The 17,960-nt window shown below is 31.1% G+C and carries 11 protein-coding genes; all 11 read left to right on the forward strand.

Features of this window, described 5'->3' with window-relative positions; all coding sequences use genetic code 11:
- Window positions 1-1,887, forward strand: a 1,887-nt coding sequence (locus tag C4S76_RS00005) for a type VI secretion system Vgr family protein (protein WP_105191423.1), incomplete at its 5' end; no start/stop codon positions are given.
- A gap of 13 nt (window positions 1,888-1,900) precedes the next feature.
- A complete protein-coding gene (locus C4S76_RS00010; RefSeq protein WP_105191426.1) occupies window positions 1,901-3,259 on the forward strand; it encodes a DUF3289 family protein in 1,359 nt (452 codons plus the stop codon).
- Between the two features lie 942 nt (window positions 3,260-4,201).
- Window positions 4,202-5,113 carry a hypothetical protein gene (locus C4S76_RS00025; protein WP_105191433.1) on the forward strand — a complete coding sequence of 304 codons (912 nt, stop codon included), beginning with the start codon at window positions 4,202-4,204 and terminating at the stop codon, window positions 5,111-5,113.
- Window positions 5,103-9,233, forward strand: coding sequence for a PAAR-like protein (locus tag C4S76_RS00030; protein ID WP_105191436.1), 4,131 nt, complete (start codon window positions 5,103-5,105; stop codon window positions 9,231-9,233). The genes C4S76_RS00025 and C4S76_RS00030 overlap by 11 nt, the downstream gene beginning before the upstream one ends.
- Window positions 9,234-9,238: 5 nt before the next feature.
- On the forward strand, window positions 9,239-10,435 hold the full coding sequence (locus C4S76_RS11935) for a hypothetical protein (RefSeq protein WP_245915761.1): 1,197 nt from the start codon (window positions 9,239-9,241) through the stop codon (window positions 10,433-10,435).
- Between the two features lie 172 nt (window positions 10,436-10,607).
- Window positions 10,608-11,804: a C40 family peptidase gene (locus C4S76_RS00040; protein ID WP_105191438.1), complete on the forward strand. Its 1,197-nt coding sequence runs from the start codon at window positions 10,608-10,610 to the stop codon at window positions 11,802-11,804.
- Window positions 11,805-11,813: 9 nt separating this feature from the next.
- Window positions 11,814-13,058 carry a hypothetical protein gene (locus C4S76_RS00045; protein WP_105191440.1) on the forward strand — a complete coding sequence of 415 codons (1,245 nt, stop codon included), beginning with the start codon at window positions 11,814-11,816 and terminating at the stop codon, window positions 13,056-13,058.
- Window positions 13,055-14,200, forward strand: a complete 1,146-nt coding sequence (locus C4S76_RS00050; protein ID WP_105191442.1) for a hypothetical protein — start codon at window positions 13,055-13,057, stop codon at window positions 14,198-14,200. The genes C4S76_RS00045 and C4S76_RS00050 overlap by 4 nt, the downstream gene beginning before the upstream one ends.
- Window positions 14,201-14,278: 78 nt before the next feature.
- The gene (locus C4S76_RS00055) at window positions 14,279-15,430 is read left to right on the forward strand and encodes a CHAP domain-containing protein (protein WP_105191444.1); all 1,152 of its coding nucleotides are present in this window, start codon (window positions 14,279-14,281) and stop codon (window positions 15,428-15,430) included.
- A 13-nt stretch (window positions 15,431-15,443) separates the two neighbouring features.
- Window positions 15,444-16,697, forward strand: coding sequence for a hypothetical protein (locus C4S76_RS00060; RefSeq protein WP_105191446.1), 1,254 nt, complete (start codon window positions 15,444-15,446; stop codon window positions 16,695-16,697).
- Window positions 16,694-17,959 (forward strand): hypothetical protein, encoded by a 1,266-nt coding sequence (locus tag C4S76_RS00065; protein WP_105191448.1) that lies wholly within the window; start codon window positions 16,694-16,696, stop codon window positions 17,957-17,959. The genes C4S76_RS00060 and C4S76_RS00065 overlap by 4 nt, the downstream gene beginning before the upstream one ends.
- Window position 17,960 lies beyond the last annotated feature (1 nt).

Consider the following 17,960-nt stretch of genomic DNA (forward strand, 5'->3'; position numbering starts at 1 on the left):
GAGAAAAACCCTCTTTTTCAAATTAATCCACCCCAAAATAAATCCTCTTATTTTGCAAAATACGGAGGAACAAAAGAAGACTTATACGGAGATTCCCACTTAGTATCAGTTCAAATAAAGATCAATGGAGTTGATTTTTTCACTCAAACAAATATCCAATTAGAAATCAGGCAAAAAATCAATGACCTGCACGAATTTACCCTTATTTGTGACCCCGACGAATTCGGAGAGAATCATACCACTTACCTTTTACAAAACTCCAGAGAATATTTAGGAAAAAGGATTAGTTTCCAATTCCGACAGTTCGGGAAAACCACCTCTATTTTTACCGGAATCATTACCCAACTTTCCATGCCTAAAAAAGAAGGAATTCGCCAGATTGTTTTTCGGGGGACTTCTCCTTCCATTCTTATGGAAAACGGGCTCCATTGCCGCAGTTTTGAAAACCAGACCTTTGAGGAAATTATTAAAGAAGTAATTAAAGACTATCCGCAAAATGTTATAAGCTTTCATATTAATCCTAATTACAATGAAAGGCTGAATTATATAGTACAATACAACAGCACCGATTTTCAGTTTTTACAGCAGCTAAGTAAAAGGTTTGGAGAATATTTTTACTACAATGGAGAACAGTTTTGTTTCTCTGCCTGGGGAGGTAAAATTATTGAGTTAATGGAAGGAGAAGATGTTTACGATTATGAAATTAAGATGGAAGTGCAGCCCCAGAATTTTTCCTATACGGTCTATGATGCCAAACAAGGAACAGACTATTTGCTAGATTCCAAAACCCAAAGCATACAATCCTCTAACAACCCTTTTCAGCAATTTGCCTACAATGCATCCAAAAACCTATATAATGTATCTCCTACGGCCCATTACGATCAGAGCTTATTGCTTAACGGCTCGTTGGATATGCAACGATCATTGGAAAGAGATATGAAGAAAAGGCAGAATTTAGTCTATGTGGAAGCTACCAGTAATAATCCTTGCTTACGTGTCGGTGATGTGGTTAAGATGATGGCTTGGATTCCGGGGCATGAAATATTCAAAAACGGACGGGTACCCATAGAATCGTATAAGATTACCGAGATCGTCCACACCTTTGCAGACGGAGAAGGGTATACCAATACCTTTGTCGGAGTACCTAAAGACTTACCGGTTCCTCCATACTATAACGAGGTTGAAGCTCCCAAAGCCCAGATACAACATGCCACTGTAAAGGACAACCGAGACCCCCTGAAAATGGGAAGGGTAAGGGTGCAGTTTGCCTGGCAAAGGAGGGCTAACAGCCAGACTCCTTGGGTACAGGTAATACAGCCCCATTCCGGAGGAGGCAAAGGGACTTATTTCAACCCTGAGATCGGAGAAACCGTATTGTGTGCGTTTCAGGGAGGAAATGCCGAAGCTCCTATTGTGTTGGGAACGGCTTATAATGGTGGAGAGATTGCAGAATATTACACCCAGGGAAACGATATTAAAGTCATACAGACCCGTAGTGGGACCAAGATTGTTTTTAATGATGCACAGGAACAGGGTTCTATACTTATAGAAGACCCCAGCGGAAATAAAATGTTTATGGACGGACAGGGTAATATAAAAACCTATGCACCGGAAACTCTTTTTATGGATGCAAAAAACGTAGTGGTATCCGCTTCACAAAATATAAGTATGAGTGCCGGTGAAAATATATCTGCCATGGCAGGAGATGATTATAATTTATCTGCACATAATATATTTGAAAGTGCCGGAGCATATAGGGATAGTAAGGCAAAAGAAATTACTGAAACTACAAAAAAGAGTACTTATACGAGTAATGAAGATACAATTAACCTGGAAAGTGGAGCTATAGTAAAATCTAATAGCGCTCAACAAACCAGTTTACATTAAAATAACTTATTGTATGTCTGGAGGAAAAATAGTACGTACCGTAGGTGGGGAAAGTGTAAAAACAGCTAAAAAATCCATCACTCTTACAGCTACTGAAGGAGATTTGACTTTTAATTCTCCTACACAAGTAATCATGAACGGAAAGCAGGGCGGAGTACAATATCTAAATAATTATGTTCCTCCTCCTCCCTTACGGGTATTAAAATTAGATGGACCTTTTGATGAAAAGGGACAAAAGGTTAGTGTATTGAAAAAAGAAAAATGGTATACATACAAAGTAATTCAATTTAATCGTGACTTCAAAGAATATGAAATTAAAGGTTTAAAGTGGGCTACTAAATATGATGATAATGAATTATACATAAATTATCCTTCTGTAATAGGCAAAAAAGAAGTCTCCTTTAAAATACCTAAGAATAGAATAGCTTTAAAATTTACAGTTTATGCTTATTTAGAAAAACCTATAGATGAAGTTTGTATTGAAACAGGTATTTTTGAAATAAAGTTTCCAATGTTGATTATACAAAGCATTGGAAGAAAAGGAAAAAAGACAATTACAGTAAAAGGAAAGAAAACCAGTTCCAATGAAACAGCTATAGACTTATTATACAATGATTATACAGAAAATAAAGCAGGATTTACTAAATTAAGAAATCAATTAAGACAGGAAATTTATGATACCAATAAGCAGGAAAGATGGTTTAATATTACATCGAGGGATGATTATGCTGATGAAAAAGCAGATAAGTTAATTAAAAAAGTGGAAAATTTTTCAAAGAAGACAGACGCAGAATTATTTGAAATTTTTAATAATAATGCAGAATCTTTTTCACAGAGTAAATTGGAAGACAATATAAAAAGAATGATAGCTAAAATGCAAAGAAATGAAGGAGAAGAATATTCACATATTGATTTAACAAATGCTGTTATTCAACATGAAAATACTATAAAATTTGTGAATGAAGTAAAAAAATATGTTGTGAAATATTTGAAAAAATATAGTTCAGATATATCAATTTTAGAAATCAAAGATGATGGAACAGGGATAATATATGAAGATATGGTGGATTCTAAAAAACCCAAAGATGAACAAGTAAATAAACCAAGATTTAATAATTATACAGATGCATTGTCGGGAATTCAAATTGCTATAAATGATGTGTGGGCATTTCAAATATATCTTTCCAATTACTATATGACTAATAATGATCCGCATGGCGAATTATATTTTAATTTTTATGATCATTTTGGTTTAGATTATCCGGATATTGAAAAGTATGATTATGATATTTTTATAGCCTGGTTTATTTTACAACATTTTAGAGGGTATAAACCTTTTATAACCAAAGTTTCTTTTACCAGTAAATTTTAATACTATGAAAGTTGTTTTTTATTTGCTTACCAAAAGGAGTTTATTAGAATTATTAATCATCCTAATAATTTCCTTTATGCTGTTTATTTTATATTTTGGCGGATTCCCTTATGGAGAATGGATAGCCTTAAATACATATCCTTTTTTTGCAGGGATTATTTCTTGGATAATTGTAAAAATAATAGCGTACATATTTAAAATAAAAAATACTTTAAAATATAATTTATTTATGTTTTTAGTTAGTATTCTATTATGTATATTTTTCATGTATATTTTAAAAAAGATATAAATAAATGAGTAATATGAAATATTATAAAATAATAATTCTTTCTGTACTTGTGTATATCTTAATAGGTTTTTCTACTTATTTTTCCATGCATCAATACTCAAATGATATTTCATCATCTTGCTTTAATTGTTCATATAAAAGAGATATTTTTTTATCTTCTGCTTATATAAGTCTTATTTTTATTTTATTAGTTTTATTAAAAAAAATATGGGGGAAAAATTGGAATATTTCAATATTTTTTTCATTTGTATTTGTAATACTAGTTTTTTTTAATAATTATAATATTTTTTCAGACAGAGTTTCGGCATGGAGTAGTTATACCTTATCGGATGAACTTATAAGTGTATTATCTAGCTCTTATATATACTTGATTATTAGCACTGTATTAGTATTCATTTTGTTAAAATTATATAAATTTTAAAATAATGTTTTAAATGATTTGAATATGAAAAAACGAACCATATGAAAGTATTAACTTTTTATAATCATTAAAAAAACAAAGAAATTTTACATGAGTAAAAAAATATCCCTAGCTAAAATAATGGAACTCTATATATAAAAGGAATTGTAAAAGTAAAAAACGAAGTAGAACTAAATAAAAAGATAAAAAATAGAATGATACTCTAATCCTGGAAAACGCAAAGAAATTACCTATGCAAGTAAAAGACTGGAAAAACACACGCATATATAAAGTAGACCATACGCTGCAAGTAAAAGAACGCTCCCAAAATAAACAAAGCAGGATAAACTTTGATATGGGAATTAGTTGTTTTATACAAGGTACAAGCATCCAAAGGATTTTTACCAAAGAAAATTACAGGATAAACTCCCAACCCCCAAAAGATCATCACATTCGTTTATTATGTGATTTGGAGCAAGCTATGTACCCGTTAATTATAGAAGTAACTCCTTATGAAAATTATGTAAAAATACCCGCCTATAACCTTTGGAAAGAAGACTGGCGGAAAAAATCCCAAGAAGTACTAAAAAATAAATATAAAGGAGACTTTGCCGAAAGCCTGAGAATCGGGTATGAAAAAGCCATGGAAACCGAAGAAAAACTCAAACAGAAAATTCAGGAAGAAGCATTCTGGCGGTTGTATTTTTTAGGAATATCAGAAGATCAGAAAGAGAAACCCTGCCGGTGGAATGTACTAAAAGCAGGAACCCTATATTTTGTAGGAACCGTGCAGACGGAAATCAAAGAAAATGAAATCAATTCACGCTATATCGGGAGTCCTGAGCCATGGGAAGATAATTTTATTGAAAACATTAATCAGTTATTAAAATTAAAAAAATATACCCACGCTTATATTACCAAGGAAAAAATGCAGGCAAACTGCGAAGTTACAGCCTGTTGGGAAAAATCTACCGGAAAGTTACTTACTAAAACCGCAGAAATCAAAGTTTATTCCTCTGATAAAAAATATAGCTATTCTGAAAAAATAGAAATGAATTACCACAGCATAAGTATGAGAAAAATATCTACCCCCCGAACTTTCTCTTTTTTCATTACAGAAAAAGAAGAAGTATCCGAAAAAAAAGCAGATCCACATGGCAGATAATACCAAAACCCAAGGAGTAATAGTAGTAGAAGGCGCTCAGGTAAAATGTTCTCTGGGGAGCCTACCCAAGTCTTCACTCAAAATAAAACACAAAGAAGATAACAAATATTTTGTTAATGAAAAGAAAATAGCCACCTGGCTAGAGGACGATAAAGACCATATGAACTTTGTCTCGTGTAAAAGAAGTAATCCCCAACCTGCCTGTACCCCCGATATTTCTTGGAGCGATTATTATGAGAATGCCGAATTTGGAAAACAGAAAATCCTTATAGATAAATCTCAGGGAAAGTGTAAATATAAAGGAATGGTAACCATTGCCCACCATGGGCAAACCTCCCAACCTTCTTCCCGAATTTACAAAAAAGACAACAAAGATTCCTATGACATCTTTATGCTTAGCCCGCAACTGGCAGCTACTAAAGGTAAAAAGCAGCCTTCTGTAAGTAAAATAGATATTCTTCCTTATACTTTTCCTATGCAATCTATACCGGCGAACCGCGAAGTTGCCTTTGAAATAGGGGGAAGTATAAAAAACATCACACTTATAGCTACCGTAGGAAAAAATGAAGATGCCAGCCTGGTGAGTTGGGTCTTCTATAAAGGAGATACTCAAAAAGATCGCAGTAAAACCTATCTGGAACACGGAAGCACACTCAATGTAAAATTAGGGGACCTGCCGGAAGGTAAGACGACCATTTACGGATATGGGCAAATTCCTTCGGGAGAATCTACCAAAATTGTTATTAACCGTAAACATAATAAGCTGGAAGGGATTAACTTAAACTTACACAAGGCTAAAATGGGAAACACTGCAGAAATACCCAAAAAAACATATGCTATATTTACCCCTAAATACACTTTCCCGATTGATTATAAAAACCAGATTATTGCGTCTTCAAGTATTGTATGGCGAATAAAAGACGCGAAGGGAAGCATTTTATATACCAATGCCCCAGGTTTTTCTGCTGATCGTAAAAATAGTACTACTAGTGCAGGTATTCTTTCCGGATCTCTTGTTGCCACTTTTCAGAACAACGGATCTTACATTGTAGAACTGGAAGACAGTACTCTTATAAAACAGGGAATGGTTCCGGATAAAAAAACACTGACTGTAAAAGTTAAAAACCGTTCCGCTAAAGATATTGTAAACAAAGGAGATGAAAAGATACGGAAAACCGGATCTTTCCATTTGACGGCTTCCGGTATTACCTTTGATTACGGGGGCACTGTGGGGTTAGGAAACCGTGTTTTTTGGTTTGTGCAGAAAGATAACGGAAAAGCCATAGCTTTAGGGCTTAGAAGTGAGATAAGGATGAGTGTTTCGGCCCTGATGGAAGAATTTAGAAAAAAACAACAGATTATAACCGACCCTTATGGAATTTATAAATTTCAGGTTTTTGGGGAAGACAAATCCCAAATTACCACTATAGGAAAAGGATCGGATACCGCCCTTATTGAAGTAGCAAAAAACCGTATGGAAAGTATTGGCGGACCTGTAAAAATACCGGTGGGTGCCGTAGCTACATATGAAACTCACTTACTTATGTCTCTGGTAGCCGGAGAAAACATTCTATGGAACAAACCTCAAGATCCTTCTGTTACATTCAATTTGTCAGCAGATGAAAAAGAAGCTACCTTAAAATTTAAAAAACCGGGCAAAGTAAAGTTTTCTGCCTATCTGGAAGGTACAGAGGTAAGCAACCGCCCTGTAGAAAAAACTATAGAAGCCGCAGGTGCCTCACTCGATAAAGCCCTGTGGTGCTATGCTAATGGAAAAAAAAGGGCCGAAACCGGATGGGAAGAGGAAAACTATATTCATATCTCTCTGGAAGGGCTCTCCTCTACCCCGGTAAAAATTAAAATTTGGGTAGAACATCCGGAATTTGATCCGCAGGAAACTTTTACTCAAAAAGATTGTCTGTTAAAAGAAATAGAAACTACGCTGAATGATAAAGGAAGTTGTCAGGTATCATTTATTGCCGACAAAGAAATTAAAGAAAAAATACAAAAAATTAATCCTGACCCTGACCGGCAGGCAAACCTGCTTTTTACGCTGGAATTTGCGAATGGTAAGCCGCTCGACCTTTCCAAAATATCCCTTACCCATAAACAAAGCGGCAAGGAAGTGGAAATAGTAGTTAGCGAGGGTAAGAATCTGTATCTAGTGCTGGACCCCGGAGAATACCTCAAAGTACCTGCCCCACCCCGCATTACGGCCATTAATTTCTCTAACGAAGCGGCAGACAATATACAGGTGGGGCCAACCAAATATGGAACAAAACATACCATTTGGGTAAATACCGTAGGTATGCCTAAAGAAAAATTGGTGGTAATTGTGTATAAACAGTTGCTAAAGGACGATATGAAGGAGACCTACAACAACAAAGAAAAGGCCTTTGCCGCCACCGCGCAGGTGAAAAAATACGAAGCTCAGGAAGTAGGTACCGACGGCTTATTGGCATTGGATTTTACCCCGCAGAAAAAAGATGCCGACGGAGACCCTCAATTGTTCTATGTGACGGTATTTAAGGAAAAAAAGAATGACAAAGGTGAGACTATGCTGGTAGAAATAGGCTCGCAACTCAAATCGTTGGACAGCCTTCCGTTTGATAAAGAGCTAAATAAAGATGCCACACAAGTTGGCATTGTAATGCCTACACTGGAAGAAGGCCAAACCCCTACGGCAGAGCAACTGAAAGATGTGGTATCAAAATTTTTCCATTTTTATAATCCGCTCTATGTTTCCGAAACCGGAACGATAGAAGACCAGCAGGTTATTTCTCCGGTATTGGTGGAACGAGGGGAGAGTAAGAAGACAAGAACTTGTTATTGTTATCGAGATTTTACCGAAGAAGAAGTAAAAGATTTAGTACAAACATTAAAAGGTGATATAAATCTTTTTAATCATAAAGACTGCACAATAAAAGATAAAAGTATAAAATCTTTTACTAAACAATTAAACTTAATGTTCCGAAAATATAATATCAATAAATGTATCCAAAAAATAGCTTTTTTAGCCCAGGCATTTCATGAGTCAGATAGATTACGTACAACGGAAGAATATCCGAGTAAACATAAGTCTAGTCAAAGTATATATAAAGGAAGAGGTATTATTCAGATTACGGGGGAGAAAAGTAGTGATGGATACTACAATAAACCAGGTCCATATAAAAGATACGATTCTTTATTAATTAAAAATCCTGAATTTTTAGCAGAAGATATTCATTATACAGTAGATAGTGGTGGATGGTATTTTACAAAATATAAATCTGTACCTAATTGGGTAGATGGAACTAAAGATTCTCAATCATTAAAAGAACATAAAAAATGGAAACGAACTGAATTTTCTAAAGCTTTAGGAAAAAGTCTCAATGATTTATCCCTTCTAATTGAAGAAGAAGAAAATAAATATTTTTGGTTACAATCAAAAATACTAAATGGATATTCTATTAGTCATAAATATGAAAGAGACCCTAATGGGTGGAAAGATAGAAAAGAAGCATTTCAGAAATTAAAGATCTGGTTTAAGTATGACAAATCGGTATGTAAGGGAGAAAAAGAGTTGGATTTGAAAGATTGTAATTGTGGAAAAAAACATATAGATTTAACTAATAAAATCAAATTTCAGGTTCAATCAAAAGGTCCATCTTGTAATACAACATGCAGATCTATTTTAGCCAGAGGCGGATTTAGTACAGAAGGAGCAACAGGTAATAAAACTCCATTAGGAAGACCTAATGCTTCATTTTATCAAGTAGCTGAAGAAAATATATCCAGAACGGCTTTAGTATTTTATGAAGATAAAATGAAAGAAGGGCTGAGTTATTTAGATAAAGCTTTAAATGAAGGGAAACCTGTTATGGTCGGTGTTAATCATACTTTTAAATATGGCACATATGGTAATATAAATGAATGGACTACTGATCACTATATTTTAATTGTAGCAAGATATTGTGAGAATGGAGAGCTTTATTACCAATTTTGGGATGTTGGGACAAAAACAGGAGATAATAAAAAATATAGGTTTAAATTATCTCAAGAAGGGCACTTAATAAGTGAATCAACATATTCAGGAAAAACTTATACCGTAACACAAATTAGAAGAACAAATAAGAAATAAATATAATGAAGAATATAGTTTTTATACTCTTTTTTTTGTCAGTATTATCTTGCAAAGGACAGAATAAATCAGAAAAAGATAATATTTCACAAAAAATAATTGTAAAATTAGAAAAAAAAGATACTATTATAGATATAGTACAAGTAAAAAAATATTTAAGTGGTAATAATTATACAAAAGACATGAGTTTAGTGAAAAATATAGAGTTAAGTTTACCTATAACTTATAAAGGGTTGATAAATAATGGTTTTATACCGATCTTAGACCAAGAATTCAAAAAAAAGATAAAAGAGATATTTGGACTTGATTTAACAAGTGAAAAATGGTGTACAAACTTTAGTAATTATGGTAAATTTATTGGATATTCTATTGATCCTCATCCAAAAATGGAAAATGGAGTTTTAGCTGAATCTGAAGATTTTCTAATAGTTGATAAATATAATTTTATAACCGGATATTTATTTTTAGAAGGTATTTCTGAAATTAAGAATAATGTTATTAACATTAAACTACCTATGTATGTTATTTCAAGAAATAAATATTTATTTAATGATGATCAGAGCCAATTTTCTTGGTTAATCAATAATGATGAATATTTTATGAAAAGTTTAGTAACTACCTTTGGTTATACAGAAGATAAAAAATTATTAAAATGGGTGATTGATAATACAGATTTAGATTATTTTACTCTTAGAGCTAATAGTTTACTAAACTTTAATGAGTTTGGGAGTTTATTTTGGACTAAAAACTGTGATGGAAAATTAAAACTACATCCCAATACCTTTAAAATGTTTCAAGAATTATATAAACCGAATGATAATTCTACTATGCGTTTTTTATTAGATTATATAGCAGGATATTTAAAATATTTACTTGACAAGGATAATTACAAAGGAATTTTAACAGAAGAAGATAAGGTAAAGATAGGGGCTAATTTAGTTTATTTTGCAGAACAATATAAATATAACCCAAAATTTAAAGATAGTAATAGAATGATGGGTAGATTCAGATATTTTACTTCAGAAGATTATGATGGAATTTTAAAGAAAAATAATTATTATCATTTGACTAAATTCAAAGAATGGTGGGATAAAGCAGAATATGATGAAGACTTTGTAAGGGAGTGTGAATATGATGGTACCTGTGGAAGAGACAACCCTCAACCTGATCCTACTAATCCAAAGTACAAAAATTCTTTTTAAGTTATTTTAAGATAGGCCTTTTAAACGTTGATCCTTAGAAATTAAAGTTTTTTCAAAAGAAAAGATAGACGCTACCTTATGGGACAGACAAAAAAATTTAGATGATAAAAAACTCGAAAGAACGGTTAATGAATTTAACCGCATATTTACCGGTTATGATATTAATACCTGTATGCAAAAAATTGTGTTTATTGCATTAGGATACGCCGAAACAAGATTCAGATTATTAGGTGAAGACCTGAGTGAGTACAGTTCCAGTAAATCCATTTATAAAGGGAGGGGATTCCACCAGCTAACCGGAATACAAGACAGTTCAGGCCTTTATAACGAAGCAGGACCTTATGAAAAATATGCAGACTTTGTAGGAAATAAAAATATTATTTCTCAACCGGACTTACTCTGTACTCAAATTCATTATGCCATAGACAGTGCCGGTTGGTTTTGGACAGATAAAACCAACGGAAAATCTGTGCCTAACTGGTCTTCGGCTTCAAATACAGAATATATTAAATTTCGGGCAGAGTATTTCTCTAAGGCTTTAGGTAAACAATTAAATGAGGTATCTCATTTGGTGGAAGAAGATGAAAAATATTTCTGGCTTCAGGCTAAGATGCTCAATGGATACCCTAAGGGACAAAAATTAGAAACCAATCCTAATGGATGGGCTACCCGAAAAAAAGCTTTTGATATATTAAAAAATGAGGTTTTTGAGTTTGATAAACGTTGTAAAGGAAACGAGAAATTAGAATTTACTGGAGATAGAGCACCGTGGATGGAGATTGCAGTGAGAATAGCTAAAGAAATGAAAGGATGCACAGAAGAAAGAAACCCTATGTATTCGAATGCTAAAAAATATCTACGATATTGCGGAAATAAATTTGAGCCTACAGATGGTGAAAATGGACCTTGGTGTGCTGCATTCATGAATTGGACAATTGGACAAACTATAAACCCTATAACAAATGAACCTTATAGTCATGCCAAATCAGCCTCTTCTCTTGCCCCTATAGATGCTGCTTTAGGTAAAAAATACAAAAAAATATCAACTCCTATTTATGGTTGTTTAGTGGTTTATAAACATGTTAATCCAAAAAAATGGAAAGGACATACTGGTTTTCTATACGGGAAAACAAAAAATGAAAAATATATTTTATTAGGAGGAAATCAAGATAATACTATAAGATTCGATTCTTATGGAGAATATACAAGTAATAATAAAACAAAAAAATTATATGGATTTTACATTCCCAAAGATTATGAAATAACAGATAATGATAAATTAACAGATAACGATATTTATGAAAATGCAAATTCAATAAATATAAAACTAGGTATTATTACAGGAAAATCAAAAGGACAAACAAATTAAAAATATATTATGAAAAAACAAATAATATATACAGCATTCCTAATAGGAAACTTATTTACTATTTCTTGTCAAGAAAAAAAAGATGTTTTTAATCATTCAGAAATTAAAGCTAATGAAAGTCGAAACCATATGGATATAGATATAAATGAAATTAAACAACAGATTAAATTACAAGAAAGAATTGAATCTGATGAAAAAGAATTTAATAACCCATATGAAATGACCCAGAAGGATTTTTTAATAGAAAATCAATTAATTTATAATGGGTTAAAACAAAATGGTTATAGAGATATATCTGATGAAAAATTTTATGAAAAATTAAAATTGATATTTAATATTGATTTTAATAATAAATGTAATAGAATAAATAAAGGTAATGAATTCATAGTATATTATGGGAATATGATGGATGGAAATATAGAAACATTAAAATACAACCAATTTGATTTGTATAGTGTTACAAATAATATGTTTTTTTCCTTAGATAGGCATATTTATTTATACATCATAACTTTAAAAAATATAATTCAAATTAATCCAGATAATACATTTAAAATAAAAGTTCCTCAGGAAATAATTACTCGCAACAAATACCTTTTCAATGATGACAAAAGCCAGTTTGCCTGGTTGATTAATAATGACGAAGATTTTATGCAATCTTTGGTTACTACCTTTGGATATACCGAAGATAAGAAATTACTGAAATGGGCTTTTGAAAAACAAGGATTTAAATATCAAAAATATCCGCCTGATGAAATCTTAAAAAATTATGGAAATTTTTTATGGACGAAACAATGTAATGGAGAGATAAAACTACATCCTAATACTTTAAATCTTATAAAAGAATTAGTTAAACCTTCCTCCAAATATGGTAATGAAGAATATATTTTATATCTAGCGGAATATATTAATTATCTGGTTAATAATGAAAAAGAAACGGAACTAAATCTCCAGCAAAAAGCTAAAATTGCAGCCTATTTACTGGCATTTGGAGAGCAATACAAGTATAATAAAGAATATGGCTATAATCAAATGTTTCTAGGTAAATTTATTTTTTATCAGGATCCTGATAAAAAATATAAAAAAGAATTTGAGAAAAACAATTACTATAATTTACCTAATTTAAAAAAATGGTACCAACAAGCAGAGCAGGAAAAAGATATGTTTGAAAATGATCAAACGTTGGCTGATGATCCTCAACCTATGGACTACCTATACAGAGCCACTTATATGAAAGGACCTTACTCAAAATGAAAATACAATTATTTATTTTGGTTTATGTACTCACTTTGTCTTTAGTTTTTTGTCAGGAACAGGAGAAAGTCAATATAGAAAAAGTATTGAATAATCAATTAGAATATGGTGCATCAGCAAAAAATGAGGTTACAGATATTCCTACTGGCTATATATTTACCGAAGAAGATGTTAATGTGGAATCTACTGTAATTAGAAAAATATTAGACAATAATGGCTATAAAGCTAATCAGGATGATTTTAATGATAAAATAACAAAGATTTTTGGTACAAAACAAATAAATCCTTTTTATATCAATACACTTGAAGGTAAATGTAATATCAATACTAAACTAAATCATGATATTTTTGATTTTCCATCTGCACAAATATATGTTATACCTAATAAACAGATTATTTTTCCTATATTATTACTCCCCCAGTTAATTGATTATCAAAAAGATTACCCTAAAACAGCATTAGTAGAAGATAAAATAAATAAATCTTTTGTTAAAGATGACTATAAAGTTAATCTTAAGTTATGGAGAGAAGTAAAAGATTTATCTAAACAAAGACGTTTCAACCAACAATTACTTATTGCTCGCAATAAATATTTATTTAATGATGACCCAAGTCAGTTTGTTTGGTTAACTAACAATGATAAAGATTTTATGGAATCCTTGGTAACTACCTTTGGATATACCGAAGATAAGAAATTATTAAACTGGGTAATGGAAAATAATTATAATAAAGCTGAAGAATTTATAAAAAATTATGTGTTTGTAAAGAATTGTCAAGGAGATCTAGAAATACGTAAGGATATATTAAAATATATAGCAGATAATACTAATGAAAATGAAAATACTTACTATAAAGCGCTTGAAAGTTTTGGATACCATACCTCTGACAATAAATTTTTTAACAAAAATGAAAAAACAAAAATTATTGCATATATAGCAAATATCTTAAGCCCTTTGTTTTATAAGTACACAAAGTTAGAAGGAAAGGCATTATGGAATCCAGGTACTATGCTATATAATCTAAGTATAAGTGATAAAAATCTTATACCTGAAATTGAAAAGAACAATTATTATAAACTTCCTAATTTGAAACAAGCAATAGATAATTTAGATGAAGAAGCACCTCCCTTACCAGCAAATTAATATTAAAAAATAAAATTTAGATGATGAACGGCTAATGAATTTAACCGCATATTTACCGGTTATGATATTAATACCTGTATGCAAAAAATTGTGTTTATTGCATTAGGATACGCCGAAACAAGATTCAGATTATTAGGTGAAGACCTGAGTGAGTACAGTTCCAGTAAATCCATTTATAAAGGGAGGGGATTCCACCAGCTAACCGGAATACAAGACAGTTCAGGCCTTTATAACGAAGCAGGACCTTATGAAAAATATGCAGACTTTGTAGGAAATAAAAATATTATTTCTCAACCGGACTTACTCTGTACTCAAATTCATTATGCCATAGACAGTGCCGGTTGGTTTTGGACAGATAAAACCAACGGAAAATCTGTGCCTAACTGGTCTTCGGCTTCAAATACTGAATATATTAAATTTCGGGCAGAGTATTTCTCTAAGGCTTTAGGTAAACAATTAAATGAGGTTTCTCATTTGGTGGAAGAAGATGAAAAATATTTCTGGCTTCAGGCTAAGATGCTCAATGGGTATCCTAAAGGACAAAAATTAGAAACCAATCCTTATGGATGGACTACCCGAAAAAAAGCTTTTGATATACTAAAAAATGAGGTTTTTGAGTTTGATAAACGTTGTAAAGGAAATGAGGAATTAGAATTTAATGAAGACGGGGTATTGGCAAAGATGAAAAAAATAGTAGATAAACATTATACCTATAAACAGGAAACTAACAAATACAGAACAGAAGTAAGTGATGAAGGGTTAAAATATATGGATTGTTCAGAATTAGTCAGTCGTTACTTATATGAATTAGAGGTAGGTGTAAATAAATCTAAAAATGAGCCTATATATATGACAACAGCTAATATGGTTAATGAAAAAGCGTTTCGAAAGATATTAGGCAATGAAAATATAGATTTAGTGGGAAAAGAAGAAAGTTTCAAACCTCAAAGGGGAGACATCTTTGCTTGGGGCTATTCAACTGGAAATAGTTGGAATGGACATACAGGAATAGTTTATAAATATGATGAAACTAAAGATCTAGTTACCATATTGGAAGCAGTTGGGAGTAAGGGAAGTGCTGATGAATCTCAAAATACAAAAGCTAATGGCGGTTTTTCTGGAAAAGGACAAACCCGAACAGCAGTGTTTAAAAGAACTAGTAAAGCATTAGTCAATCATAAAGGATGGTTTGGATATTACAGACCAAAAAATTATACGAAAAAATTATAAATAAAATAATACAATGAAAAAAATACTTTTATTACATTTTTCTCTGTTTTTTCTAATTGCAAATTGTCAAAAAAAGAAACAAGTAATGAACATAATTTCTACAAATAATTCAGAAAATATTGAAATAAAAAAAGATACTATGCCTGATTTAGATATTGCTTCCATTAAAAAACTATTAGATGAAGAATATAATTTAATAGATGCTAATAATGCCCCTCCCTCACCAGAGAATACAATTAAATGGATAAATTCAGAGATTTACAAATCTTTACTCAAAAATGGATATAAATCACCTTCTCAACAGGATTTTGAAGCAAAAATACAAACTATCTTTGGTGTTGATACAAATGGAAAATTGTTGTGTAATAGATTAAAGAAAGAAAAAGGATACATTTTACTATATGGAGAAGATCCTAAAAAAAATTATATTTATAAGGAAATACCTAGAGCAGAATTTTATCCTTATCAGGCAACAGGAAATATTTTTTTGATGATGGATAATCATTTTATGAGCTTTATAATATCTCCGGTAAGAATTGTAAATTTCAGTAAAGATAGTACTCATTATAAAGTAAAATTACCTCAATATGTAATATCTCGCAACAAATACCTTTTCAATGATGATAAAAGCCAGTTTGCCTGGTTGATTAATAATGACGAAGATTTTATGCAATCTTTGGTTACTACCTTTGGATATACCGAAGATAAGAAATTACTAAAATGGGCTTTTGAAAAACAAGGATTTTCCAACTATCAAAAATATCCGCCTGATAATATAATGGAAAATTATGGGAAATTTTTATGGACAAAGCAATGTAATGGTGAAATAAATCTACACCCTAATACTTTATATTTAATTAAAGAGTTATCTGAACCATCTATAAATAAAGATAAATATCTTTTAAATTTGGCAGAGTATATTAATTATTTAGTTAATAATGAAAAAGAAACGGAACTAAATCTCCAGCAAAAAGCTAAAATTGCAGCCTATTTACTGGCTTTTGGAGAGCAATATAAGTATAATAAGGAATATGGCTATAATCAAATGTTTTTAGGTAAATTCATTTTTTATCAGGATCCTGATAAAAAATATAAAAAAGAATTTGAGAAAAACAATTACTATAATTTACCTAATTTAAAAAAATGGTACCAACAAGCAGAGCAGGAAAAAGATATGTTTGAAAATGATCAAACGTTGGCTGATGATCCTCAACCCAAAGATTATGTTTACAGAGCCACTTATTATAAAGGACCTTACTCAAAATGAAAATACAATTATTTATTTTGGTTTATGTACTCACTTTGTCTTTAGTTTTTTGTCAAGGACAGGAGAAAGTCAATATAGAAAAAGTATTGAGTAATCAATTAGAAAATGGAGTTGGACAATTTATAGAAAGTGCAGGAGTAGAGCTTCCCAAAGAAGAATTTACTAATGAAGAATTAGATATAAGTACATACCTTGGAGAAAAAATATTAGATTCTAACGGATATAAAATTATTTCAAATAAAGAATTTTACAATAAAGTAGAAACTATATTTAAAAGAAAATTAGATAGTACTTCTCAAAATAAATATGTTTATGTCAACCTTAATGATATTTGTAATAAAACTTTCTTGAAATATCCAAACTGGGAGTTTCAGGGTTTTTACATTATAAAAGGAAGAAATTTTATCTCTAGATTTTATTTTGTTCCCGAAATAATAGACTATCAAAAGGAATATCCAAAGGTCGCAGAAATAGAAAACACAATGTCATTAACAAAAAAATATGATGATGACAATATTTCTATAGAGCGTTGGAAAGATTTCGAAGATTTGGCACAAAATAGAAGATTCAATCAGCAATTATTGATCTCCAGAAACAAATACCTTTTCAATGATGATAAAAGCCAGTTTGCCTGGTTGATTAATAATGACGAAGATTTTATGCAATCTTTGGTAACTACCTTTGGATATACCGAAGATAAGAAATTACTGAAATGGGCTTTTGAAAAACAAGGATTTAAATATCAAAAATATCCGCCTGATGAAATCTTAGAAAATTATGGAAATTTTTTATGGACGAAACAATGTAATGGAGAGATAAAACTACATCCTAATACTTTAAATCTTATAAAAGAATTAGTTAAACCTTCCTCCAAATATGGTAATGAAGAATATATTTTATATCTAGCGGAATATATTAATTATCTGGTTAATAATGAAAAAGAAACGGAACTAAATCTCCAGCAAAAAGCTAAAATTGCAGCCTATTTACTGGCTTTTGGAGAACAATATAAGTATAATAAAGAATATGGCTATAATCAAATGTTTCTAGGTAAATTTATTTTTTATCAGGATCCTGATAAAAAATATAAAAAAGAATTTGAGAAAAACAATTACTATAATTTACCTAATTTAAAAAAATGGTACCAACAAGCAGAGCAGGAAAAAGATATGTTTGAAAATGATCAAACGTTGGCAGATGATCCTCAACCCAAAGATTATGTTTACAGAGCCACTTATTATAAAGGACCTTACTCAAAATGAA

This window comes from Apibacter adventoris (assembly GCF_002964965.1).
GTDB classification, from domain to species: Bacteria; Bacteroidota; Bacteroidia; order Flavobacteriales; family Weeksellaceae; genus Apibacter; species Apibacter adventoris.